Origin of the sequence: Veillonella dispar (assembly GCF_900637515.1) — a bacterium.
Classification (GTDB): Bacteria; Bacillota; Negativicutes; order Veillonellales; family Veillonellaceae; genus Veillonella; species Veillonella dispar.
On sequence record NZ_LR134375.1, the window covers coordinates 901,490 to 925,456 of the forward strand.

The 23,967-nt window shown below is 38.0% G+C and carries 25 protein-coding genes and 1 tRNA gene; all 26 read left to right on the forward strand.

The genetic code is table 11. The features are described from left to right. Positions 1-52: 52 nt before the first annotated feature. A complete protein-coding gene (gene guaB, locus EL171_RS04110) occupies positions 53-1,507 on the forward strand; it encodes an IMP dehydrogenase (protein ID WP_005386338.1) in 1,455 nt (484 codons plus the stop codon). A gap of 15 nt (positions 1,508-1,522) precedes the next feature. Then, entirely contained in the window at positions 1,523-2,245 is a 723-nt protein-coding gene (locus tag EL171_RS04115; RefSeq protein WP_039969137.1) for a WecB/TagA/CpsF family glycosyltransferase, read from the forward strand. A 14-nt stretch (positions 2,246-2,259) separates the two neighbouring features. Beyond that, positions 2,260-2,901, forward strand: coding sequence for a phosphatidylserine decarboxylase family protein (locus EL171_RS04120; protein WP_005386340.1), 642 nt, complete (start codon positions 2,260-2,262; stop codon positions 2,899-2,901). Continuing rightward, on the forward strand, positions 2,894-3,565 hold the full coding sequence (pssA, locus tag EL171_RS04125) for a CDP-diacylglycerol--serine O-phosphatidyltransferase (protein WP_126413450.1): 672 nt from the start codon (positions 2,894-2,896) through the stop codon (positions 3,563-3,565). The genes EL171_RS04120 and pssA overlap by 8 nt, the downstream gene beginning before the upstream one ends. A 19-nt stretch (positions 3,566-3,584) precedes the next feature. Next, entirely contained in the window at positions 3,585-4,847 is a 1,263-nt protein-coding gene (locus EL171_RS04130; protein ID WP_005386342.1) for a glycosyltransferase family 2 protein, read from the forward strand. A 17-nt stretch (positions 4,848-4,864) separates the two neighbouring features. Continuing rightward, positions 4,865-5,626: a 5'/3'-nucleotidase SurE gene (gene surE, locus EL171_RS04135; protein WP_005386343.1), complete on the forward strand. Its 762-nt coding sequence runs from the start codon at positions 4,865-4,867 to the stop codon at positions 5,624-5,626. 54 nt (positions 5,627-5,680) lie between these two features. Next, positions 5,681-5,764 (forward strand) — tRNA-Leu (locus EL171_RS04140). A 102-nt stretch (positions 5,765-5,866) separates the two neighbouring features. Then, positions 5,867-6,658, forward strand: a complete 792-nt coding sequence (locus EL171_RS04145) for a hypothetical protein (RefSeq protein ID WP_005386344.1) — start codon at positions 5,867-5,869, stop codon at positions 6,656-6,658. A gap of 67 nt (positions 6,659-6,725) precedes the next feature. Then, the gene (gene acpS / locus EL171_RS04150; protein ID WP_005386345.1) at positions 6,726-7,097 is read left to right on the forward strand and encodes a holo-ACP synthase; all 372 of its coding nucleotides are present in this window, start codon (positions 6,726-6,728) and stop codon (positions 7,095-7,097) included. 1 nt (position 7,098) lies between these two features. Then, on the forward strand, positions 7,099-8,670 hold the full coding sequence (locus EL171_RS04155; RefSeq protein ID WP_005386347.1) for a bifunctional ADP-dependent NAD(P)H-hydrate dehydratase/NAD(P)H-hydrate epimerase: 1,572 nt from the start codon (positions 7,099-7,101) through the stop codon (positions 8,668-8,670). Between the two features lie 2 nt (positions 8,671-8,672). Next, a complete protein-coding gene (locus EL171_RS04160; RefSeq protein WP_005386348.1) occupies positions 8,673-9,617 on the forward strand; it encodes a ComEC/Rec2 family competence protein in 945 nt (314 codons plus the stop codon). Between the two features lie 245 nt (positions 9,618-9,862). After that, positions 9,863-10,960 carry an N-acetylmuramoyl-L-alanine amidase family protein gene (locus tag EL171_RS04165; RefSeq protein ID WP_039969139.1) on the forward strand — a complete coding sequence of 366 codons (1,098 nt, stop codon included), beginning with the start codon at positions 9,863-9,865 and terminating at the stop codon, positions 10,958-10,960. A gap of 3 nt (positions 10,961-10,963) precedes the next feature. Beyond that, entirely contained in the window at positions 10,964-11,524 is a 561-nt protein-coding gene (locus EL171_RS04170; protein ID WP_005386352.1) for a GerMN domain-containing protein, read from the forward strand. A gap of 114 nt (positions 11,525-11,638) precedes the next feature. After that, complete coding sequence (thiL, locus tag EL171_RS04175; protein ID WP_039969140.1) at positions 11,639-12,619, forward strand: thiamine-phosphate kinase; 981 nt, start codon at positions 11,639-11,641, stop codon at positions 12,617-12,619. Further along, on the forward strand, positions 12,609-13,103 hold the full coding sequence (gene tsaE, locus EL171_RS04180; protein ID WP_005386354.1) for a tRNA (adenosine(37)-N6)-threonylcarbamoyltransferase complex ATPase subunit type 1 TsaE: 495 nt from the start codon (positions 12,609-12,611) through the stop codon (positions 13,101-13,103). Before thiL ends, tsaE begins: the two co-directional genes overlap by 11 nt. After that, entirely contained in the window at positions 13,087-13,845 is a 759-nt protein-coding gene (gene tsaB / locus EL171_RS04185) for a tRNA (adenosine(37)-N6)-threonylcarbamoyltransferase complex dimerization subunit type 1 TsaB (protein ID WP_005386357.1), read from the forward strand. The genes tsaE and tsaB overlap by 17 nt, the downstream gene beginning before the upstream one ends. Further along, entirely contained in the window at positions 13,845-14,294 is a 450-nt protein-coding gene (rimI, locus tag EL171_RS04190; protein WP_005386358.1) for a ribosomal protein S18-alanine N-acetyltransferase, read from the forward strand. Before tsaB ends, rimI begins: the two co-directional genes overlap by 1 nt. Beyond that, positions 14,291-15,322, forward strand: coding sequence for a tRNA (adenosine(37)-N6)-threonylcarbamoyltransferase complex transferase subunit TsaD (gene tsaD, locus EL171_RS04195; protein WP_005386360.1), 1,032 nt, complete (start codon positions 14,291-14,293; stop codon positions 15,320-15,322). The genes rimI and tsaD overlap by 4 nt, the downstream gene beginning before the upstream one ends. A 2-nt stretch (positions 15,323-15,324) precedes the next feature. Continuing rightward, entirely contained in the window at positions 15,325-16,713 is a 1,389-nt protein-coding gene (locus EL171_RS04200) for a sensor histidine kinase (RefSeq protein WP_039969143.1), read from the forward strand. Further along, entirely contained in the window at positions 16,714-17,280 is a 567-nt protein-coding gene (locus tag EL171_RS04205) for an ANTAR domain-containing response regulator (RefSeq protein WP_005386363.1), read from the forward strand. A 200-nt stretch (positions 17,281-17,480) separates the two neighbouring features. Then, positions 17,481-17,762 (forward strand): co-chaperone GroES, encoded by a 282-nt coding sequence (groES, locus tag EL171_RS04210; RefSeq protein WP_004696047.1) that lies wholly within the window; start codon positions 17,481-17,483, stop codon positions 17,760-17,762. Between the two features lie 113 nt (positions 17,763-17,875). Next, positions 17,876-19,501, forward strand: a complete 1,626-nt coding sequence (gene groL / locus EL171_RS04215; protein ID WP_005386365.1) for a chaperonin GroEL — start codon at positions 17,876-17,878, stop codon at positions 19,499-19,501. Between the two features lie 267 nt (positions 19,502-19,768). Then, positions 19,769-20,185, forward strand: a complete 417-nt coding sequence (locus EL171_RS04220) for a DoxX family protein (RefSeq protein ID WP_005386367.1) — start codon at positions 19,769-19,771, stop codon at positions 20,183-20,185. A 58-nt stretch (positions 20,186-20,243) separates the two neighbouring features. Continuing rightward, complete coding sequence (locus EL171_RS04225) at positions 20,244-21,500, forward strand: diaminopimelate decarboxylase family protein (RefSeq protein WP_005386368.1); 1,257 nt, start codon at positions 20,244-20,246, stop codon at positions 21,498-21,500. 296 nt (positions 21,501-21,796) lie between these two features. Further along, complete coding sequence (gene sufC, locus EL171_RS04230) at positions 21,797-22,540, forward strand: Fe-S cluster assembly ATPase SufC (protein WP_039969146.1); 744 nt, start codon at positions 21,797-21,799, stop codon at positions 22,538-22,540. Positions 22,541-22,548: 8 nt separating this feature from the next. Further along, a complete protein-coding gene (gene sufB, locus EL171_RS04235; RefSeq protein WP_005386372.1) occupies positions 22,549-23,958 on the forward strand; it encodes a Fe-S cluster assembly protein SufB in 1,410 nt (469 codons plus the stop codon). The last annotated feature ends 9 nt before the right edge of the window (positions 23,959-23,967 follow it).

Genomic DNA, 23,967 nt, shown 5'->3' on the forward strand with positions numbered 1-23,967 from the left:
TGTGGACTAGGCGGGTCGTAGTTTTGTTTTATTATACGGAAAGGAATTAAATATGAGAGACGATAAATTCGGTATGCGTGGACTAACTTTTGATGATGTTTTATTAGTACCAGCGGCTTCTGATGTGCTACCACATCAAGTAGAGTTAAAAACTCAATTAACTCGTGACATTACGTTAAATATCCCTATGATTAGTTCTGGGATGGATACAGTTACTGAATCCCGTATGGCTATTGCTATGGCTCGTGAAGGTGGCCTTGGCGTTATCCATAAAAATATGTCTATTGAAGAACAAGCTCATGAAGTTGATAAGGTAAAACGCTCTGAACATGGTGTTATCGTTGATCCTATTTTCTTAAGCCCTCAAAATTTACTATCTGATGCAGCAGAAATTATGGGAAAATATAAAATTTCTGGTGTACCTATCACAGAACATGGTAAACTAGTAGGGATCATTACAAATCGCGATATGCGTTTTGAAACTGATTTAACTCGCCAAATCGGAGACTGCATGACAAAGGATTCCCTTGTTACTGCACCAGAAGGTACTTCTCTTGAAGAGGCAAAAGCAATTTTAAGTGAACATCGTATTGAAAAATTACCTCTCGTAGATGGCGATGGAAACTTAAAAGGCTTAATTACTATAAAAGATATTGAAAAAGCGACAAAATATCCAAATTCAGCTAAAGATAGTAGTGGCCGCCTATTAGTTGGTGCTGCTGTTGGTGTGGCTAAAGATTTATATGATCGTCTTGATGCACTTGTATCTGCAAAGGCTGATGTAATCATTGTAGATACAGCACATGGCCATTCTGCAGGTGTACTACGTACATTGAAAGAAATTAAACAAGCTTATCCTCATATTCCTGTTATTGCAGGCAATGTTGCTACTGCAGCTGGTACAGAGGCTCTTATCGAAGCTGGTGCAGATGCTGTTAAGGTTGGTATTGGACCTGGCTCTATTTGTACAACTCGCGTTATTGCAGGCATTGGGGTACCTCAAATCACTGCAGTATATGAGTCTGCTCAAGTAGGTCGTCGCTATGGAATTCCTATCATCGCTGATGGGGGCATTAAATATTCTGGCGATATTGCCAAAGCTATTGCGGCTGGTGCCAATGTAGTTATGATGGGTAATATTTTAGCTGGTACTGATGAAAGCCCAGGAGAAACAGTGATTTACCAAGGCCGTTCCTATAAAGTATACCGTGGCATGGGTAGCTTAGGGGCTATGAAACTTGGTAGTAAAGATCGATATTTCCAAACAGAAGCTAAGAAATTAGTTCCTGAAGGTATTGAAGGTCGCGTACCTTATAAAGGTATGTTGGCTGATACAATTTTCCAAATGGTTGGTGGTTTGCGTGCAAGTATGGGGTATTGCGGATGTCATAACATCCAAGAAATGATTGAAAATACTCAATTCATTCAAATTACAGCGGCTGGTTTAAAAGAAAGTCATCCGCATGATGTAAGCATTACCGTTGAAGCACCAAATTATAGTGGTTGATAATGGAGTATTACATTGAATAAACGTATTTCTGTTTTATCTGTGCCTATCGATTGTGTAACAATGGATGAGGCAGTCCAATGTATTTTGCAATTAACTGAAGAGCCGGGGCTACATTTAGTAGCCACGGCTAATGCAGAAATGGTTATGTTGGCTAATGAAAATCCTACATTGCACACCATATTGAATAATGCTAGTCTCGTCGTTCCTGACGGGGCTGGCATTTTGTGGGCTGCAGAGCGTAAAGGCGAACATGTGCCTGAACGCGTAACGGGGGTAGACGTAACAAAACGATTATTTAAAGTTGCGGCTGACCAGCAAATTCCTGTATACTGCTTAGGGGCAGCACCTGGTGTTGCTCAACGAGCAATTGATAATTTATCTGCCCAAGTTGGACCATTAAATATTGCAGGGATTCATGATGGATTCTTCGATAGCGTAGAGGAACAAGAAATCGTTAAAGCTATTGGGGAGTCTAAGGCAAAATTAGTGTTTGTTGCATTAGGCGTACCAAAGCAAGAACAATGGATTTCAGAAAAATTGAGTCACCTTGATGGCGTTGTTGCCATTGGTATTGGTGGTTCCTTTGACGTTTTGGCAGGTAATATTCCTCGGGCCCCAGAATGGATGCAACGCAATCGTCTCGAATGGTTGTATCGATTATATTTAGAACCTCAACGGATTGGCCGCATGTTGGCTATTCCTAAGTTTATGTGGACCGTTATTAGAAATAAATAGAGGAGTGTTGAATCGTGCCTACAGGACCAATAATTAAGGAAGGGTTTCCACTGATAGGGGCTATGCTCATTATCACTGTGGTGTTAGGATTTTTAGGACATTATGTAATTGCGATTATTTCATTTATTCTGGCATTATTTTTCGTCAATTTCTTTAGAAATCCTAAACGTGTAATCCCTCAAGATCCAGATTTAATTTTATCTCCAGCAGATGGTAAAATTATGGATATTTCTGATGTATACGAAGATATTTACTTACATAAAGAATGTAAAAAGGTAACTATTTTCTTATCTGTTTTCGACGTACATGCCAATCGTGCGCCTATTGACGGTAAAATTACATACCGCCATTACACAATGGGCAGTTTCTTGCCTGCTTTTAAAGATGATGTAGGATTTGAAAATGAACGTCATACGATTTGTATTGAAAATGATCGCACTTCCGTATTAGTAACACAAATTGCGGGCCTTTTAGCGCGTCGTATAGTATCTTGGACGGATCTTGATAGTGTGCTTGAACGCGGTCAATTGTACGGGATGATTAAATTCGGTTCCTGTACTGAAATCTACATGGATAAGGATGTAGAGTTGTTCGTGGAAAAAGGTCAACATATTACAGGTGGTGACACTGTTATCGGGAGGTTGCGTCATGAATAAATCTATTATTCCAAATTTATTTACTAGTGCTAATTTAGCCTTCGGTGTCCTAGGCATCACATTCTCTGCTACAGGTAATACTTTCTATGCAGCTATTTGCGTACTATTATCCTTAGTCGCTGATGGTTTAGATGGTCGTGTAGCGAGAGCATTAGGTGTAGCAGGTCCTATGGGGCGTGAATTAGACTCTTTATCTGATGTTGTAGGCTTTGGTGTAGCTCCAGCTTATATGTTATATATAAAAGAGCTATACGGTTTAGGTTGGATTGCTTATGTTCCTTTACTAGCATTTGCTGTATTAGGCGCATTCCGTCTTGCTCGCTTTAACATCAAAACTGAAGAAGTTCATGGTTACTTTGAAGGTTTGCCAATTCCAGCAGCAGGTTGCTTGGCAGCTACTTACGTATTGTGTGGCGTAGAGGTACCTCAATTTGTACTAGTAGTTTGTATGATAGGTGTAGGCTTCTTAATGGTTAGTGAAGTAAAATATCCAGACTTCAAAGGTAAATCTGCGGTTAATATTAATAAACTTTCCATTGTACTCACTGCTATTTTTGTTATAGCTTGTCTCGTTTATGATTGGCATACATGGGCCGTGATGATTTTTGCTGGCTATGTAGTGTTTGGCCTTATTAATGGGGCGTTAAATATGGTGCGTAAATAAGTGTGTGGAGGATAATAGTATGAATTACCTACTGGATCTGATATTGATCCCTATGCAGGTAATAATCGTAATTTATACGGTTTATTATTTTGTACTCGCCGTAATCGGTATGTGGCGGTCTAGAGTACATAAAAACTATACCCCAAAAAATTCCTTTGCTATTGTTGTGTGTGCTCATAATGAGGAAGCTGTAGTCGGTGAATTAGTAAAAAATTTACGAAGTCTAGATTATCCAGATGAGCTGTACGATATCTTTGTTGTAGCTGATAACTGTACAGACAAGACTGCTGAGGTAGCAAGAGCTGCTGGTGCTAATGTGCATGAACGATTCAATAAAGAAGAAGTAGGTAAAGGCTATGCAATGGGGTGGATGTTTGATCGCGTGGAACAAATGGATCGGAAATATGATGCATTTCTTATCTTTGACGCCGACAATTTAGTACATCCACAATTCATGTTAGAAATGAATGATCATCTTGAAAAAGGTGAATCTGTTATTCAAGGTTACTTAAATTCTAAAAACCCTACGGACTCATGGGTTGCGGGTACATTCTCTATCGCATTTTGGATGGTTAACCACATGTGGCATTTAGCAAAATACCGCGTTGGTTTATCTACAGCGTTAGGCGGTACTGGTATGTGTATACGTACATCCATCATCCGTGAATATGGTTGGGATTGTAATAGCTTGACTGAGGATATGGAATTCTCCATGAAGTTGTTAACTCATGGTATTCGCACATGTTGGGCTCATGATGCCATCGTATACGATGAAAAGGTTACAACCATGATGGCGTCTTGTAAACAGCGTTTGCGTTGGGCGCAAGGTCAATTCGACTGTGCAGGCCGCTACATTCCAAAGTTGTTTGCCACAGGTATTAAAACTGGCAATATTATGATTTTGGATGGTATTTTCCAAGTGAGTCAACCATATTTCCTATTGTTGACTACTGTGTACTTGGTATTGTCTTATATCAATGCATACACACCAATCTATACAAACATTTTGTATCAAATTTTACCGATGTCTGTATGGACCATCATTGGGGTGGGTCAATATTTATTCCCACTTATCGTATTATTGAAGATTAAGGTACCACCAAAGATTTGGTTCTACTATTTACTATATCCATTGTTTGTATACTCTTGGATTCCTGTAAATATTTTAGGTTGGTTCCGCCGTCATAATAAGGTGTGGTCTCATACAGTTCATACGCGAGCTGTTGGCTTAAATGACGTTAAATTGACCCGTATGGGAAACATGAATAAGAATAAAAAATAGAATCTGTAGGAGTGACTATGCATATTTTAATGTGTAATGATGATGGTATTTTAGCAGATGGTTTACGCCGTCTTGCATCGTACTTAAGTCAATATTATCGAATTACCGTTGTAGCACCTGCAAATGAGCAAAGTGCTAAATCCCATGCATTGACGACTGAGATTCCTTTAAAATTAGATGCGTACAATGGCGAGGATGAAAATCCTCGCCTTTATGCTCTAACGGGAACTCCTTCTGATTGCATGAAGTTTGGTCTTAGTTATTTATTGATTGATGATATGCCTGATCTTGTGATTTCAGGTATTAATCATGGTTTTAATTTGGGATCGGATGTATTGTATTCCGGTACGGTGTCTGCTGCCATGGAAAGTTGTTTTTACGGCATTCCAGGGTTAGCATTATCTGTTGAACGGTATTCTCCTGAACGCGGGGATGAAATGCACCCCTTTATACTTGAATTAATTGAAAAGATTTATGTTAAAGGTCAATTTGATGGCTTATTAAATGTAAACTTCCCATTGCGTGGCGCATGTGATTGGGATCATTTTAAAATGGTTAGTCAAGGTTTACAAACCTATAGTAATATTATTGATGCTCGTATTAACTCAAGAGGGCAAGATTATTACTGGTTAGCAGGTGAGCTTGATTATGGTGCTGAAAGTGTCCCTACCGATGTGGAGTATGCTCGCAAGGGCTATATAACAGGGGTAGCACTTACATGGAAGCAGCAATGTGATGTAGGTATGGAAGCCGTTAAAAATATTTTAGATAAAATATAAAAAATATGTTGACATTGTTTTGGGATATCTGTATAATAACAAATGTTCCGAGACGCCGGAGTGGCGGAATGGCAGACGCACTTGACTCAAAATCAAGCGGGTAACACCGTGTGGGTTCAAGTCCCACCTCCGGCACCAACTTTAGGCGGTAAGACTTTTGTCTTACCGCCTATTTTTTATATATTTATATTTATGAATTAATATACAGTTGTATACATTTTATTTGCTTGAGGTGAAAGTATGGATCAAGGTGTAATTGAATATATTGCTAATGTCTTTGACATACCAAAGCTAGCACAACCTGTAAGTGTAGTTCAAATGCCTTTACCGTTAACACGGTTAGCTGAGATACCCTTAGATAGTTCTGTTAATCAATGCCAAGGCTTTTGTTATAACTCTAAAAAAGATGTATTTGTTCTTGCTTGTATAAACTCAGATAATACAAAACAAATTATGTATGAAATAAATCCAACAACGTTACAAGTTGTTGCTAAGTATGAATATAGTCAAAAACGTTTATTAGGCCATATGAATACGTTGACCTATAATCCGAATAATAATCGCTACTATACAACCAACGCTGTTGTAGATGGATATATCGTTACACCTATTGAAGCTGATAGCATGATTGTAGAGGCACCTATTAAATTAAAAGAAAAGGTATTTAACTTTGCCTTTGATAAAGAGCGCAACGAATATGTATCGATTGTGCCTTTAACAAATTCTCATCGTACAATTAATTATTACGATGCTGATTTTAACCGAATTCGTAGCTTTACAATTGATGCAGAGCATACTGATTTAAATAATAATGGCGCCTATGCAGCAAATGGTAACACTATATTTACAACCTTAACAACCTTTGTTTCTGTTGATGATGAAGGTGTTGTTAAGAATATAACTCCTTATGCGTCAGGTATGGAAGTAGAAGATATGGATTATCGTAATGGTCAAATGTATGTAGCCGTTAATCGCAAGGGGAAAGTTGAAATTTATAGCTTACCTACATTACCATTTTCAGTAAATGCCTAGATTTTATCTATGTTTTATCCACTTTAAGAGTGTATAATATAAATGTTGGGGTAATTTAGGAGTTATTATGAAATTAGGGAATGATATTATTGAAATTGACCGTATCCGTTGTGCTATAGAAAAATCTAAACCATTTCGTGATCGCGTCTATACGTCTCATGAGATTGATTACTGTGAAAGCAAAAAAAAAGGGCGTTATGCGTCTTATGCTGGCATATATGCTGCTAAAGAGGCTTTCATTAAAGCATTAGGAACGGGAATGCGCCATGGTTCATGGCAAGATATAGAAATTTATCATGATGAATTGGGGGCGCCCTTAATTCGTCTACAAGATACTTTCAAAGAAATCTATGAAACATTAGGTTATACTGATATACATGTGTCGATTAGCCATTGTAAAGAATATGCAATGAGTACGGTTATACTTGAAGGAGCATAAGATGCAAATATTAACAACTGAAGATGCTCGATATATAGATCAAGAGGTACCTAAGCAGTTAGGTGTTTCTTTAGAAATTCTAATGGAAAATGCAGGACGTGGCATTGTAGATGCTTTATGGGGACAATATGACTTATTTTCCTTAGATAATGCACGTTCTATCAATAGTTTTGTGCTATTTATCTGTGGTACAGGAAATAATGGGGCAGATGGTCTTGTAGCCGCTCGTCATCTATTAGAACAAGGCGTACCTGTACAAATTGTACTTGTCGGTGATACGAGCAAATGTAGTGACCTCTTTGCAATGCAACTTGAAAGATGTGAAGCAATGGGGTGTATCATTGATACGTATGACGAATTCAATGATTGGTCTAATGTGGCTATTGTTGTAGAAGGCATTATGGGCACAGGCTTAACAGGCCGATTGCGGGATTTAACCATCGATGTTTTGCATGATATTGATACTATGCGTAGTCAATATAATTTTGATTTGTGGGCTATTGATGTACCTGCAGGGCTAGATGCTTCTTCTGGTCAAATTTCAGAGGGAACATTGACTTATGATTATACGGTTACCTTTGGGGCTATTAAACAAGGTTTATTGTTATATCCTGGTAAGGCCATAGGGGGCACAGCTATTGTTGCACCGCTAGGAGCACCTTGGCAACACGTATTAGTTGATCGAGATAGTACTATAACGATTGATTCGGATTTAGCAGAAACTCTAATTAATTATCGGGTTCCTATGGCACACAAAGGTGTAAATGGGAATACATTAATCGTCGGTGGATCTAGTGATATGGTTGGAGCCCCTATGTTGGCCGCAGAAGCTGCTGTTCACAGTGGAGCCGGTAAGATTACATTAGGCGTTCCAGATATAATTAAACATGTTGTGCAAGGTCATATCATACCGGAAGTAATGGTAACATCTATCGATGAAAATGAATCCCTTTATGACGGACGTCAAGTAGTTGCTATTGGGCCAGGTTTGGGGCGCACTACAGATATTCCAGATGTAGTAAATCAAGCTATTGATTCCTGTGAAGGCGCTCTCGTCATTGATGCAGATGCGTTATATGCATTAGGCCATGTAGGTTCTGTCGATAAAGATGCTTTACGTGATGGCCATATTGAGTCCGTATATAAGGTGCAAAAAAATCTGCCATACTGTGTAATGACGCCTCATTTAGGTGAATTTAGTAGACTTATAGATTTGCCAATAAAATGGATTGAACGTCATTATATTACACTGGCTCGAGCATTTGCTAAGGCTCATCAAGTAGTGTTAGTACTTAAGGGAATTCCTTCTGTTGTGGCACTACCTGATGGTACGGTATATGTTAATACTATCGGAAATGCTGGTATGGGAACTGGCGGAATGGGGGATGTATTAACAGGTATTATTGCAGGTTTTATTAGCCAAGGTTATTCCTTACAAGATGGTGCAATTTTAGGTGTCTATGTACATAGCCGCAGTGCAGATATACTAAGTGATACTAAAACTTGGGGGTATACACCTAGTGATGTAAGTACATCGATAGGTTGTGTCATTAGTGAATTATTGGGAGAATAAGAATGACAAATAAAATACAGCGATTTATAGCCTTTTTGTTAGTGTTATGTATTCCAATCTTTGCTATTGCGGGATGCACGAATAAAGATGTAGCTAATGCAGCATCTCAGAATAGCACTAGTGTAAATGAAGGCTATTCAATTGATACGAAGCAGACGAATCCTGAAGGTCATCTAGATGTATATATGCTAGATATTGGTCAAGGCGATGCCATATTACTTAAGGTTGGCGATGAATATAGTATGATCGATACAGGTGATATAGAGCATCGTGAGAACATTGTGGCACAGTTAAAATCTATGGGTGTTACAAAGCTAAAAAATGTAATTATCACACATCCTCATGCTGATCATATGGGTGGTTTCTATGCCATCGCAAAAGCTATGCCTATTGAACATGTGTATGATGATGGTATTTCTGTTGATAATAATATGTATAAAACCTATGAAAAATGGATTGATAAAAATAAAATTCAACGGTCTACATTGCGTAGTGGTGATGTAGTAGATTTTGGTCATGGAGCGGTATTTGTTGTATATGCACCTTGGACTGAACCTTTAACAGATAAAAAAGGAGCGCCAGATCTTAATAATAACTCTATTGTAGGTAAATTAATTTTTGGTAAATTCTCTATGCTCTTTACTGGTGATGCAGAATTACAAGAAGAGAAAAAACTCATAAAAGAGCAGAACTCTAGACTGTTTGCCCGTGTTCTTAAGGTAGGTCACCACGGTTCTCGCACAAGTAGCTCTGAAGATTTTTTGAAATCTATTAAACCAGAAAGTGCATTAATTTCAAATGGCATGTATAATAGTTATGGTCATCCTCACGATGTAACATTACGTCGTTTGCAGGAAAATAATATTGCCATTTACCGTACAGATACGATGGGACGTATTCACATTAGTACGGATGGGAATGAATGGCAAATTACAACTGAACGTTAGTATCGATTGCATAGCACAAAAATTAATTTTAAGCAACTGATTTTTGTGTGTACTGTATAAAGACTTTATATAGTAATATGTATAATCGGCATACTAATCTTCATGTTTGTATGAAATAATCTATCTATAATCTAACATTAGTTTATGGATAGATTGGAACGATGAGACTTTGATTCACAAAGATATCATCGACTCATCTCTATGGTTTGGACACTACGTATGTCAGTTAGATTGGAGTGAATGTATTGCGTAAACTATTTTTTATGTGCCTTGCTGTCTTGATGGCGATACCACTATTCTTGACTCAAGCAAAGGCAGCTAATCTTGAAGATGCTCGATGGGTGACACGAACTGATGCACCGGTACCATATGTTCGTATGGTTATGGATTTGTCAGCACCGGTAAAAGCGTCTGCATCGATTAGCAAAGATGGGAAAACGACGACTGTTACCTTAAAGAACACAAAGCTAAAAACTGCTAAAGCGAATATCAATATGGACTCTAGCATAGCTAGTTCTGCTAGACTCACAGAAGATGGCAGAGATGTGAAGGTAACAATTAAGACACCTTCATCTATCGATACGAGTGATGTAAAGGTATTTTCCCTAAAGAAAGATACGGTTAATCAGAAACCGTATCGCATCGTTGTAGATGTACAGAAAAAAGGTGTGGTACCTAAACCTGCTTATTATGGCAAACGTCCATCTCCTTCTGCACATCCTGCGAAAAATATGCCAACAGGATCCGGTAATTATTCTATTAGCGGTGGTCTATCTGGTAAAACAATTACGATTGACCCAGGTCATGGTGGTAGTGACTCTGGTGCCGTTGGGCCGCATGGTGTACAAGAGAAAAATATTACACTACCGATTTCTATGTACTTGAAAAAAGCTCTAGAAAATCGTGGCGCTAAAGTGCTTATGACTCGTACTACAGACGTAGACGTATACGGTCCTAATGCAAGTGGTGTTGATGAATTGGGTGCTCGTGTTAACGTAGCAAACCGTAGCAATTCTGATGCGCTCATCAGTGTGCATATTAACGCATTCAACAACCCAAGTGTTGGTGGTATTGCAACATACTACTATAGTAAAACAGGCAATGATGCTCGATTAGCACAAAAGGTACAATCTCAAATTGCTAGCGTTCCAGGTTTCAATGGTGACCGTGGCATTCAAGAAGGTAACTTATATGTGTTGAGACATTCTAACATGCCTGCAGTTCTTGTAGAGCTTGGTTTTATTTCCAACCCTAATGAAGAACGTGTATTGCAATCTCCTCAAACACAAGAAGACTTTGCAAATCGCATTGCCAATGGTATTGCTAGTTACTTTGGAGGTTAATCGATGAAATTACGTAAACAAGTTCTGTCGATCCTCTGCGTAGGTTTGCTTGCATTTGCAGCGGGTTGTACACCTAATCAAGCACCTACAACGGGTAAAAGTGAACCTGTGCAAGAGACGAAAGTCAATAAGGATGCAGAAACAACAAAAACATCTCAAGAAATGGTTAAGATGGCCTTCTTTGTTCCAACAGAGGATGGCTCAGGGGTAAAACAATCAACCGTTGAGATGGAGGCGGACAAAGTAACGCCTAAAGCTGCTCTTCTAGCGATGTTAAAAGCTGATAGAGCACAAAAATATCCAGTATTCTCCAAGGATATTAAAATTACATCCGTTACTGTAAAGGACGGCATTGCTTCTGTAGAAGTGAATGACGCTTTCGTAAAAGGTAATGGTGGGGACTTAACTGTTAAATTACAAATGGCTGCCATTGTAAATACATTGACATCCTTTGATAATATTAATGGTGTTCTCTTCGTTAGCAATGGTAAAAAGGTACCTACTGTAGGTTCCTTTGATACGAAAGATCCTGTTAAACGGATGACAAACCTAATTAAAAAATAATTAAGTTAGGCTCATTGATAGCAGATAGTTGATATATCAACTATCTGCTATTTTTGTTGTCTTTTATATATGTTACAATACAATATGTATACTAATCGGAAGCCAGGTGATGAGATGCAATTAAAAGATGTAGGGGAATTTAATTTCATTCGCCACATTCAAGATAATACGATACATGATCCAAGTACTGTGATTACAGGAATTGGTGATGATTGTGCTGTATATAGTGCTAAGGAAGAAACAGATCAATTAATTAGTACTGATACGATGGTGGAAGGGGTTCACTTTAGCTTTCACTATATGAAGCCCTATGATGTAGGCTATCGTCTCATGACGGCCAATTTGAGTGATATTGCTGCTATGGGTGGTACTCCTCGTCAAATTGTGCTATCTGTGGCGGCACCTGAATATGTTGATACGGCTATTCTTGATGAAGTTTATAGAGGTATAAAAGATCAATGCGCAAAATATCATCTTAATATACTTGGTGGGGATACGGTGTGTACGGAAGGGCCCATGGTGTGGACTGTAACAATTATTGGTGATGTCCCTAAAGGAACTGCTATTATGCGTAGCGGTGCGCAAGTAGGTGATATTGTGGGTATTACAAATTACGTAGGTTATGCTGCTACAGGTTTGGGTGCCTTATCATATAATTTAGATGGTTATCATATGACCAAGGTTGGTCATCAACGTCCAGATCCACAAATAGAATTGGGCCAACAATTGAGACAATTAGGTATTCATAGTATGAATGATATTAGTGATGGTCTCGGTAGTGAATTAAATGAAATTGCATCGGCTAGCAATGTATCTATTGTCATAGAGGAAAAAGCTATTCCACTACATGAGGAGACTTATGAATTAGCTAAGTATTTGCAGACTAATCCAGTGGACTATGCATTGTATGGTGGAGAGGACTTTCAACTAGTATTCACGGCTCCTAAATCATTGCTTTCTAAATTAGAGAATTTAGCAGGCATTACAATAATTGGTGAAGTTGTATCTGGACCAGCTCAGGTGCAGATGGTAACACCAGATAAAACGATTAAGACCATAGAAGCGAAAGGATATAATCATTTTCATGAATCATAAGGCACAGGTTCAATTAGAGACTCATACAGTTGAAGATACACAACAATTTGGACAATTATTAGGCAAATGGGTCAAACAAAGTGGAGACCCTTTATGTATTGCCTTAATTGGTAATTTGGGGACAGGAAAAACTCATCTATCTCAAGGCATTGCGAAAGGCTTTGGCGTTACAGAGGAGATTACAAGCCCTACGTTTGCTATCATGAATACTTACGATGTTGATAGAACACATTTATATCATTTTGATGTATATCGGTTGGATGATATAAGTGAACTAGAAAATATTGGCTTTTACGAATATACAGAGGACTGTGTATCCATTGTGGAGTGGGCTGATAAATTTTCTGATGAATTACCAGATGAAACATTATGGATATATTTAACTCGTATTGATGATACAAGCCGATCCATTACGTTAAGTAGTGATTATCTTACGAAAGATGATTTAGTAGATATAGGAGGCCCATATGTGGTTGGGAATTGAGACAAGTTCGCTCGTATCGAGTGTGGCCTTAATGGATGAAACAAACTTGATTGGTGAATTAACCATTCAAGCGGGATTAACTCATTCTGAGCAGCTAATACCTCACATCGACATGTTGTTGCGAGCCTCACAAGTAAAAAAGAATGAACTAAAAGGTATTATAGTTAGCATCGGTCCTGGTTCATTTACGGGATTGCGTATAGGTATGGGGACTGCAAAAGCTATGGCTTATGCCTTACAAATTCCATTGTATGGTGTGATGACAATGGATAGTTTGGCTCATAATGTTTCATATACAAATAGAACTATCTGTACTGTTATCGATGCTCAGAAAAAGCATGTCTATACTGGTCTGTATCGATATGAAAACAATGAGCTAGTATGTAAAGAGGAACCCTTTGTTATTGCGGCTAGTGATTTATTAGAAAAGTTCCGAGAAACTAAGGAAGAGGTCTTATTCTTAGGTGATGGTATCAAGCGCATTGAAAAGCTTTTAAACGAAAACGATACTAATTTGACTATTCTAGATATTTCACAACGCATTCCTAAAGCCAGTTCTTTACTTTTAGCGGGACGCGACTTAGTTATCCGTGAAGAGATATGTGATCCAATGGATATGGTTCCTTATTATATCCGTCGCTCTGAAGCAGAGGTTTTATGGGAGGAACGCCATAAGGATAATCCAGACATGTTAAACCAAAATCCTACAGTTGTTGTCACTGAAGCGGCAGGAGTAGAATAATGGAGATTCGGTTAGCTACGGTAGATGATGCTCAATCCATTTATGATATAGAGCAACAGTCCTTTTCTGTTCCATGGAGCTTGGAATCTGTACTTGCTGAACTTGAAGGGGCCGATAATAAGCTATATATGGTCATTTGTGAAGATGAGCATATTGTGGGCTATGCTGGTGCTTGGCTCGTATACGATGAAGGACAGATTACGAATATTGCTATTTTACCTTCCGCCCGTGGTAAGGGATATGGCTCAAAACTTACTAAAGAATTAATAGAAGAATGTTTGAATAGAGGGATGCATGAAATCTTCTTGGAGGTACGCATATCTAATTTACCGGCCTTGGCAATGTATAGAAATCTAGGATTTACTGTTAAGGGAATTCGTAAAGAGTATTATTCAGAGCCAAAAGAGGATGCTTATATTATGTCTCTCGTTTCAGAGGAAATAGAATGAGTATTTACACATTAGCCTTGGAAAGTAGTTGCGATGAAACATCTGCATCCGTCCTAAAGGATGGGCGTACTGTTTTATCTAATGTAATTTCTAGCCAAGTACCTATTCATAGAAAATTTGGTGGTGTTGTACCAGAAATCGCATCACGCCATCATATTGAACAAGTTATACCGGTTATAGATCAAGCATTGCGCGATGCAAATGTGACGTTACAAGATATAGACCATATTGGCGTTACCTATGGCCCAGGTCTTGTAGGGGCATTATTAGTTGGTGTAGCTGCTGCAAAGGGGTTATCCTTTGCTACAGGTATTCCTTTGATACCAGTTCACCATATGGAAGGTCATATTTTTGCTAATTTCTTAGCTAATCCAGAATTGGAGCCTCCATTTTTAAGCCTCGTCGTGTCTGGTGGTCATACCATGTTAGTGCATGTGAAAGGCTATGAAGAGTTTGATATCCTTGGACAAACTCGGGATGACGCAGCAGGGGAAGCATTTGATAAAATTGCTCGCGTTATGGGTTTCCCTTACCCAGGTGGCCCTCATATTGATGCTTTAGCTCTTGAAGGGAATCCAGATGCTATTGAATTTCCAAAAGCATTGAGTGAGCCCGGTAATTTTGAATTTAGTTTCAGTGGCTTAAAATCTGCGGTGTTAAACTATTTAAATAGTAAGCAGCAAAAGAATGAACCGATAAATCAAGCAGACGTTGCAGCATCCTTCCAAAAGGCGATTGTAGATGTATTAGTTGAGAAAACACGAGATGCAGCGCATACATTGGGGGAAACTCGTATTACCATAGCTGGTGGTGTTTCTGCTAATAAAGGTTTACAAACAGCATTACAAAAGATGTGCGAAAAAGAAGGATTTACCTATTACAAGCCTCATAAAATTTTGTCCACTGATAATGCAGCGATGATTGGTTGTCGCGCTTATTATATGGCCCAAGCCGGTAAATTCGCAGATTTAACATTGAATGCAAAACCAAGTGTTGAAATTGGTCATGTATCTTGGAAAGAGGATTAATCGTGGATATCGGTCAAGATATTTTAAATACAACACCATTAAGTCCATTACAAACCTCATTATTAGAGCATATTAGTAAACTTATATCCTTTGGCGAGTCATTGACCCGTCAAAGGATACAGATTTTTACACCTCTTCTAGAGTCCTCACAAGGTACTATGCATCATCGTGCTGATATGCTGTGTATTGAACGGAGTGACCAAGGTGTTATTACTCGACAGTTAAAAGGGAATAATACATGGCATTCTATGATGGAAAGTGGACAACCTCTTATTGGGGTAGAACATGATCAACGACAACATGTTTTTCCCGTTGTAGATAATGGTGGTCGTATTATTGGGGGCATTGCTTTTACCGTGTCTCCGTCTATTAAGATAGAACAATATGAGCAAGAGTATACCTTGTCGGATACGATGCAACGGCTCATGTTGACTGCTACGGATGAGCAAATACAATCATATGAACCGATTTCTTACTTTGATGGTTTAATCATTTTTGATGATTCTCATAGAATTCTGTATGGTAATGAGGCGGCTGTACAACTAGTAGATGTGCTAGGATTTGACCGACGACTTGTGGGCTCATCAATTTATAGCAGTACCTTAAAAGTTTCAGCCATCCAACAAGTGTTAGAGGATAGAACCATATATACTAGTGAAGAGATCTATCAAGATATGGTCATTCGTCAGCATATGATTCCTATTGCTATGGGGCGTAATGAAACACGTTGTTTCCTTGTGCTTCACGATTGTACCCGTGAAAGTAAGCAGCAACAAGAATTACTGGTAAAGAACTCGATTATTAAAGAAGTTCATCATCGTGTAAAAAACAATTTACAAACCGTAGCAGGTTTGTTGCGCATGGAGGCTAGACGTTCTAGCTTGCCTGAGGTTAAACAAGCCTTGCAAGAGGGAATAAATCGTATTGAAAGTATGGCATTAGTTCACGATATTGTATCCCATTATGACGAGGATTATATAGGTATCCGATCAATTTATGACGAGCTATGTCGCTTATTGCGTATGAGTATGGTTCGACAAGACCAAGATGTTACGTTTACCTATAGTGGAGAAGATATGTTGATATCCTCTCATATGGCTAGTTATGTATCCCTCATAATTAATGAGCTAATTACCAATAGCCTTGAACATGGCTTAGATGGTAAAAACGGAGAGATTCGTTTAGCTGTTACAGAGTCAGAGGAATATATTGTATTAGCTTTTTCTGATACGGGTAAAGGGTTGCCTCCAGAGTTTTCTATTAATTCCAACAAGCGATTAGGATTAACTATCATTAATAATTTAGTTACCCATGAGTTAAAAGGTAAATTATCTGTAGAAAATACAGATGTTGGTGTTCTAGTAACAATACATATGAAGAAGGAGAAGTAAATGCGCGTTTTAATAGTGGATGATGAATCCCTTATACGTATGGATCTACGCGATATTATTGAATCCTGTGGTCATGAAGTTGTAGCAGAAGGCACTAATGGAGTGGAAGCCATTAAACTTTGCAAAGAATATAAGCCTGATATTGTTCTTATGGATGTAAAGATGCCGGAGTTGGATGGCATAGAAGCAGCACGTCAAATTGGCTTTCACCATGAAGCACCAGTCGTACTATTAACAAGTTATAGTCAACAGGATTTAATTAATAAGGCTAGAGAATCTGGCGTTTATGGATATTTATTAAAACCTGTACGTGAAGAGCAATTGGTTCCCACCTTAGAAATGGCCTTAGGCCGTTATCATAGTGATGCGCAGCTTCGCGAAAAAATGGCTGAATTAGAACAGTCATTAGAAGATCGTAAAATCATTCAAAAGGGGACCGGTATATTGATGGATTTATACTCTATATCTGAAGAGGAAGCGTATAATCGCATTCGCGCCTTAAGTATGAAGAAACGCGATAGTATTGTTAATATATGTAAAGCATTAATTAATCAAGTTTCTAAATAGATGAAAAGACTAGTATAAGGATAAATCTTATACTAGTTTTTTTGTGTCTAACATCAAATAAAAACTAAAAAGTCAAAAAATCAAAATTTCTGCTTGCATTTATTTTGACATAGGTTATAATAATACATGTGATTAGCACTCGATAACTTAGAGTGCTAATAAATTGTAAATAATAACTAGTAAATAAGGAGTGACATCATATGTTAAAACCATTAGCTGACCGCGTTCTTATCCGTTTAGAAGCAAAAGAAGAAAAAACTAAAAGTGGTATTTTCCTTCCTGATACAGCAAAAGAAAAACCTCAAGAAGGTGTAGTAGTAGCTGTAGGTGCTGGTAAAGTTTATGACAATGGTCAACGTGTAGCTCCAGAAGTTAAAGTTGGCGATACTGTTATGTTCGCAAAATATGCTGGTAGCGAATTAGAAATCGATGGCGCTACTCATTTGATCATTAGCGAACGCGATATCTTAGCAGTATTATAATAGCTAATTTATAGCTGTATAGAGCTAAACATACTATTGATACATTTTATATTGCCTGCGGGCATATACATTCCCTTACATTAGATACTGTTATTATCTAGGAGGTAATACATATGGCAAAAGAAATCTTGTTTAATGAAGAAGCTCGTCGCGCTTTAGGTCGTGGCGTTGATCAATTGGCAAATGCTGTAAAAGTTACATTAGGACCAAAAGGCCGTAATGTTGTATTGGATAAAAAATTCGGTTCTCCAACAATTACAAATGATGGTGTAACTATTGCTCGTGATATCGAACTTCCAGATCCATTTGAAAACATGGGTGCTCAATTAGTTAAAGAAGTTGCTACTAAAACTAACGATGTAGCAGGTGACGGTACTACTACTGCAACTGTATTGGCACAAGCTATGATTCAAGAAGGCATGCGCAACGTAGCAGCTGGTGCTAACCCAATGATCTTGAAAAAAGGTATTGAAACAGCAGTAAAAACTTTGGTAGAAGAAATTAAAAAACGCTCCATCAAAGTTTCTGGTAAAGCTGAAATTGCTCAAGTTGCTAGCGTATCCGCTGCTGATGAAGAAATCGGTGGTTTGATTGCTGAAGCTATGGAAAAAGTTGGTAACGACGGCGTTATCACTGTAGAAGAATCCAAAGGCTTGCAAACTGCATTAAACGTAGTAGAAGGTATGCAATTTGACCGCGGCTACATTTCCCCTTACATGGTAACTGATCCTGATCGTATGGAAGCTGTTATGGATAACCCATACATCTTGATTACTGACCGTAAAATCAGTGCTATCGCAGATATGTTGCCAACACTTGAAAAAGTTGTAAAAGTAGGCAAAGAACTTCTTATCATCGCTGAAGATGTAGAAGGTGAAGCATTGGCTACATTGGTAGTAAACCGCTTACGTGGTACATTCAAAGCTGTAGCTGTTAAAGCTCCTGGCTTCGGTGATCGTCGTAAAGCTATGCTTGAAGATATCGCTATCTTGACTGGTGGTACTGTAATCACTGAAGATATGGGCCGTAAACTTGATTCCGTAGAACTTACTGACCTTGGTACAGCTCGTCAAGTTCGCATTACTAAAGATGAAACTACAATCATCGATGGTGTAGGCGATAAAGATGTAATTGCTAAACGCGTTAGCCAAATCCGTGCACAAGTGGAAGAAACAACTTCTGAATTCGATCGTGAAAAATTACAAGAACGTCTTGCTAAATTGTCCCGTGGTGTTGCAGTTATCGAAGTAGGTGCTGCTACAGAAGTTGAAATGAAAGATAAAAAACTTCGTATCGAAGACGCATTGAACGCAACTCGTGCTGCTGTTGAAGAAGGTATCGTAGCTGGTGGTGGTACTACATTCATCGACATCATCCCTGCATTGAACACATTGGAAGCTACTGGTGATGTTCAAACTGGTATCAATCTTGTTAAACGTGCAGTAGAAGAACCTCTTCGTCAAATCGCTTACAATGCTGGTCTTGAAGGCTCCGTTGTAGTTGAAAAAGTTAAAAATACTGAAGCTGGCGTTGGTTTCAATGCTTTGACTGAAGAATACATCGACATGGTAAAAGCTGGTATCGTGGATCCTGCAAAAGTTACACGTTCTGCTCTTCAAAATGCTGCATCCATTGCATCTCTTGTATTGACTACTGAAACAATCGTAGCTGACAAAGTAGAAGAAAATGCTGCAGTACCTGCAATGCCTCCAATGGGTGGCATGGGCGGTATGATGTAATCAACTGCTTAGCGCATAATCTATAAGATTTAGAATAATCCTAATGAATTAGGAACTATATGTTCACTTTTTCATTAGGATTATTTTTGTATTTATCTAAATCAGCTATATGAGGATTATCAAATTGATAAAATTGATTTTGTATACAATATATGTTATAATTCTATAGAATTTAATATTGAGTCTAGTTTGACACAGTAGTTACTGACCTTTATAATATGGTTATCGAATTATTTCGATGTTGTTTAACCTGAAAGAAGGATTACTATGTTGAGCTTTATTTTTAAAAGTAAACCTAATTATGTTAATTTTGGCCTCTTAGTTTATCGTTTGGCACTTGGTATTTCCATGTTTTATCATGGATATTTAAAGTATTTGAGCGGTGCTGAAGGCCTTTATAAAGTTGGAGCTATGTTGGCACCATTAGGTGTACCTGGTGGTTATGAAATATTAGGTACTATGGCAGCATATGCAGAAATGATAGGCGGCGTACTTATAGCAATTGGTCTATTTACACGGAGTGGATCTTTGTTACTTATTGGTATATTAGCAGTGGCCACAATATTAAATCTTAGTGGCAGCTTCTTTAGTTGGGACTATCCATCTCAAATGGGCTTTGGTGCACTTATGTTATTCTTCGCAGGTGCAGGTCGCTATAGCCTAGATAAAGCTTTATTTAAATAATAATTAGGTTAATAGACTCGTCGATTGATGAGTCTTTTATTTGTGTAGCGAGGTTATTATGAATACAAAAACAGTTCCGTTTACAGCTGAACAATTAGAAAATATTATTGCCCAATATCCAACACCATTTCATATTTACGATGAAGAAGGTATCATTGAAAATATGAAATCTTTCATCGATGCATTTTCTTGGAATAAAGGGTTTAAACAATATTTTGCTGTAAAAGCGACTCCAAATCCATATATTATGCGTGTGTTACAAAAACTTGGGGTAGGTGCAGACTGCTCTTCCTTGGCAGAGTTGATGCTATGCGAAAAAGTGGGCATTACAGGTCATGACATTATGTTCACATCTAATGACACACCATATGTGGAATATAAAAAAGCACTAGAAATGGGTGCTATTATCAACCTAGATGATATTACTCATATTGAATATTTAGAAAAAAATCATGGTTCTTTGCCTGATACGTTCTGCGTTCGTTATAACCCAGGCTCCTTAAAAGAAGGGGGCAATACAATTATTGGCCTTCCTGAAGAAGCTAAATACGGTATGACTCGTGAACAAATTTTTGAAGCCTACAAACAACTACAAGCAAAAGGTGTAAAACACTTTGGTATCCATACAATGGTTGTTTCTAATGAACTTGATATCGATGGCTTAGTTGGCACGGCTGAACTTTGCTTTAATCTTGCCGTAGATATTAAAAATGAGCTTGGCATCAATGTTGAGTTTATCGATCTTGGTGGTGGCGTAGGTGTTGCTTATAAACCAGAACAAACACCTGTAGATTTCAAAGCGCTTAGCAAGGGTGTAGAAGAGGCTTACAATAGAATTCTCGTAGCTAATGGTCTTGGTGATGTAGCATTAGCTTATGAATGTGGTCGTATGGTTACAGGTCCATTTGGTTACCTAGTTTCTACAGCGATTCACAAAAAAGATATTTATCGTCATTACATTGGTCTTGATTCTTGCATGGCAAATCTTATGCGTCCAGCATTATATGGTTCTTATCACCATATTACTGTAATGGGTAAAGAAAATGCGCCTAAGGACCATGTATATGATGTAACAGGCTCCTTATGTGAAAATAACGATAAGTTCGCTATCCAACGTGAATTGCCAAAAATTGATATTGGTGATCGTATCATCATTCATGATGCTGGTGCACATGGTCATTCTATGGGCTTTAACTATAATGGTAAATTGCGTTCTGCTGAGTTGTTATTACATAAAGATGGCTCTGTTACACAAATTCGTCGTGCTGAAACATATGATGATTTGTTTGGCACCCTCGATTTCTCCAACCTATAATTTAATATTGAGAATCGAATAGGATGAGAATGAATATTATTAAAAGCCTATCAATATATGTAATATATGATATTCTTTTAATTCCTGTATATTTTAGTAGGAATATCTTGCTATCATTTAGATAAGAATGTATAATAATTGTAGATTGTTATGCACATACTTGCTAAGTTGGCGAGAATTACGGCGGTATTCACGTTAGTGCGTACCGCCTTTTTATATGTGTCAGTATATACGTTTTACATATAACGATTGTATGCCTCGATATTGAGGATACATAATAAAAAGGAGTGAATATTTTGGCTGAATTACTTCAGATAAAAGATTTAAAGGTATCCGTTGAAGATAAACAAATCTTGAAAGGTATCAACTTAACAATTAATAAAGGTGAAATTCACGTTGTAATGGGCACAAATGGTGCAGGTAAGTCTACACTTGCTAATGCTATCATGGGTAACTCTACATATACTGTAGACAGCGGCTCCATTATTTTTGATGGTAAAGATATTACAGAAGATGCAGTAAACGATCGTGCAAAAGCTGGTATTTTCATGTCCTTCCAAAACCCAATTTCTATTCCTGGTATCACTGTAGAAAACTTCATTCGTACAGCGAAATCTACAATTACTGGTGAAAATGTACGTGCCTTATCTTTCAAAAAAGAATTGAAAGAAAAAATGGATGAATTATCCTTTGATTTGTCCTATGCACAACGTTATGTAAATGAAGGGTTCTCCGGTGGTGAACGCAAGAAAAATGAAATTCTTCAAATGTCCATTTTGAATCCTAAATTGGCTATTCTTGATGAAACTGACTCCGGTCTTGACGTAGACGCGGTTCGTATCGTATCCGAAGGCGTACAACGTTTCCACAACGAAGACAATGCTGTATTGATCATCACTCACCACAACCAAATCTTGCAAAAATTAAAACCTGACTATGTTCATGTATTGATCAACGGTAAGATCGTTAAAACTGGTGATGCTTCTCTTGTACGTGAAATCGAAGAAAAAGGTTACGACGCATACAAAGCATTAGCATAGGAGGCACAATGGAAGAAAGAAAGAAAACCCAAGTCGCGGATATGGACCGTGGTGTCTATGATATTAAGAATGACTTTGAATATTCTTATATTTCTGATGCCGGTTTAACAGAAGATATTATCCGTGAAATTTGGTCTAATAAAAATGAACCTGAATGGATGCTTGACTTCCGTTTGAAATCTTTAGAAATCTACAATCGTATGGGTATTCCAAACTGGATTCCTGATATTTCTGGCTTAGATATGGCTAACATCCATACTTATGTTAAGCCTAAAGTAGATATGAAAGAAAACTGGGACGAAGTTCCAGAAGAAATTAAAAGCACCTTTGACCGCTTAGGTATTCCAGAAGCGGAAAAAACATCTCTTGCTGGTGTTGGTGCGCAATATGACTCTGAAGTTGTTTACCACAGTATTCAAGAAGATCTTGTTAAACAAGGTGTTATCTATACTGATATTGAAACAGCATTACATGAGCATGAAGAAATCGTAAAAAAATACTGGATGACATTGATTCCACCTACAGATCATAAATGGGCTGCTCTTCATGGTGCCGTTTGGTCTGGTGGTTCCTTCGTATATGTTCCAGCAGGTGTACAAGTTGAGATTCCATTGCAATCCTATTTCCGCTTGAATGCACCAGGTGCTGGTCAGTTTGAACATACTATGATCATCGTAGAAGAAGGGGCTAAATTGCACTTCATCGAAGGTTGTTCTGCTCCTAAATATGACGTATCTAACCTTCATGCCGGTGCCGTTGAATTGTTTGTAAAAGATAATGCTACATTGCGTTATTCTACAATTGAAAACTGGTCCAAAAACATGTACAACCTTAACACAAAACGTTGTGTGGTAGGTAAAGGTGGTACTATTGAGTGGGTATCTGGTTCCTTCGGTTCTAGAGTATCTTGCTTGTATCCAATGAGTATCCTTAATGGTGAAGGTGCACATGCTGAATTCACAGGTGTAACATTTGCTGGTGAAGGACAATTCCTTGATACTGGTTGTAAGGTAGTTCATAATGCTCCTTACACAACTAGTAATGTAAACTCTAAATCTATTTCCAAATCCGGTGGTGCTGCTATTTACCGTGGCCTTTTGAAAATTGGCCCTAAAGCAGAACATTCTAAAGCGACTGTATCTTGTGAATCCTTGATGCTTGATGCAGAGTCTCAATCTGATACAATTCCAGCGATTATCGTAGAAAATGATAATGTGGATTTAGGCCATGAAGCTAAAATCGGTCGTATTTCTGACGAAGCGATTTTCTATCTCATGACACGTGGTATTAGTGAAGAAGAAGCTCGTGCAATGCTCGTTCGTGGTTTCGTTGAGCCAATCTCCAAAGAATTACCACTTGAGTATGCTGTAGAAATGAACAATCTAATCAATCTTGAATTAGAAGGTTCTATCGGTTAAGGAGGAATT

What these genes read in the sequence shown, in the direction of transcription:
- guaB (WP_005386338.1), top strand. Translation starts at nt 53, where the DNA reads ATGAGAGACGATAAATTCGGTATGCGTGGACTAACTTTTGATGATGTT.
- pssA (WP_126413450.1), top strand. Translation starts at nt 2,894, where the DNA reads ATGAATAAATCTATTATTCCAAATTTATTTACTAGTGCTAATTTAGCC.
- EL171_RS04130 (WP_005386342.1), top strand. Translation starts at nt 3,585, where the DNA reads ATGAATTACCTACTGGATCTGATATTGATCCCTATGCAGGTAATAATC.
- surE (WP_005386343.1), top strand. Translation starts at nt 4,865, where the DNA reads ATGCATATTTTAATGTGTAATGATGATGGTATTTTAGCAGATGGTTTA.
- EL171_RS04145 (WP_005386344.1), top strand. Translation starts at nt 5,867, where the DNA reads ATGGATCAAGGTGTAATTGAATATATTGCTAATGTCTTTGACATACCA.
- acpS (WP_005386345.1), top strand. Translation starts at nt 6,726, where the DNA reads ATGAAATTAGGGAATGATATTATTGAAATTGACCGTATCCGTTGTGCT.
- EL171_RS04155 (WP_005386347.1), top strand. Translation starts at nt 7,099, where the DNA reads ATGCAAATATTAACAACTGAAGATGCTCGATATATAGATCAAGAGGTA.
- EL171_RS04160 (WP_005386348.1), top strand. Translation starts at nt 8,673, where the DNA reads ATGACAAATAAAATACAGCGATTTATAGCCTTTTTGTTAGTGTTATGT.
- EL171_RS04170 (WP_005386352.1), top strand. Translation starts at nt 10,964, where the DNA reads ATGAAATTACGTAAACAAGTTCTGTCGATCCTCTGCGTAGGTTTGCTT.
- thiL (WP_039969140.1), top strand. Translation starts at nt 11,639, where the DNA reads ATGCAATTAAAAGATGTAGGGGAATTTAATTTCATTCGCCACATTCAA.
- tsaE (WP_005386354.1), top strand. Translation starts at nt 12,609, where the DNA reads ATGAATCATAAGGCACAGGTTCAATTAGAGACTCATACAGTTGAAGAT.
- tsaB (WP_005386357.1), top strand. Translation starts at nt 13,087, where the DNA reads ATGTGGTTGGGAATTGAGACAAGTTCGCTCGTATCGAGTGTGGCCTTA.
- rimI (WP_005386358.1), top strand. Translation starts at nt 13,845, where the DNA reads ATGGAGATTCGGTTAGCTACGGTAGATGATGCTCAATCCATTTATGAT.
- tsaD (WP_005386360.1), top strand. Translation starts at nt 14,291, where the DNA reads ATGAGTATTTACACATTAGCCTTGGAAAGTAGTTGCGATGAAACATCT.
- EL171_RS04205 (WP_005386363.1), top strand. Translation starts at nt 16,714, where the DNA reads ATGCGCGTTTTAATAGTGGATGATGAATCCCTTATACGTATGGATCTA.
- groES (WP_004696047.1), top strand. Translation starts at nt 17,481, where the DNA reads ATGTTAAAACCATTAGCTGACCGCGTTCTTATCCGTTTAGAAGCAAAA.
- groL (WP_005386365.1), top strand. Translation starts at nt 17,876, where the DNA reads ATGGCAAAAGAAATCTTGTTTAATGAAGAAGCTCGTCGCGCTTTAGGT.
- EL171_RS04220 (WP_005386367.1), top strand. Translation starts at nt 19,769, where the DNA reads ATGTTGAGCTTTATTTTTAAAAGTAAACCTAATTATGTTAATTTTGGC.
- EL171_RS04225 (WP_005386368.1), top strand. Translation starts at nt 20,244, where the DNA reads ATGAATACAAAAACAGTTCCGTTTACAGCTGAACAATTAGAAAATATT.
- sufB (WP_005386372.1), top strand. Translation starts at nt 22,549, where the DNA reads ATGGAAGAAAGAAAGAAAACCCAAGTCGCGGATATGGACCGTGGTGTC.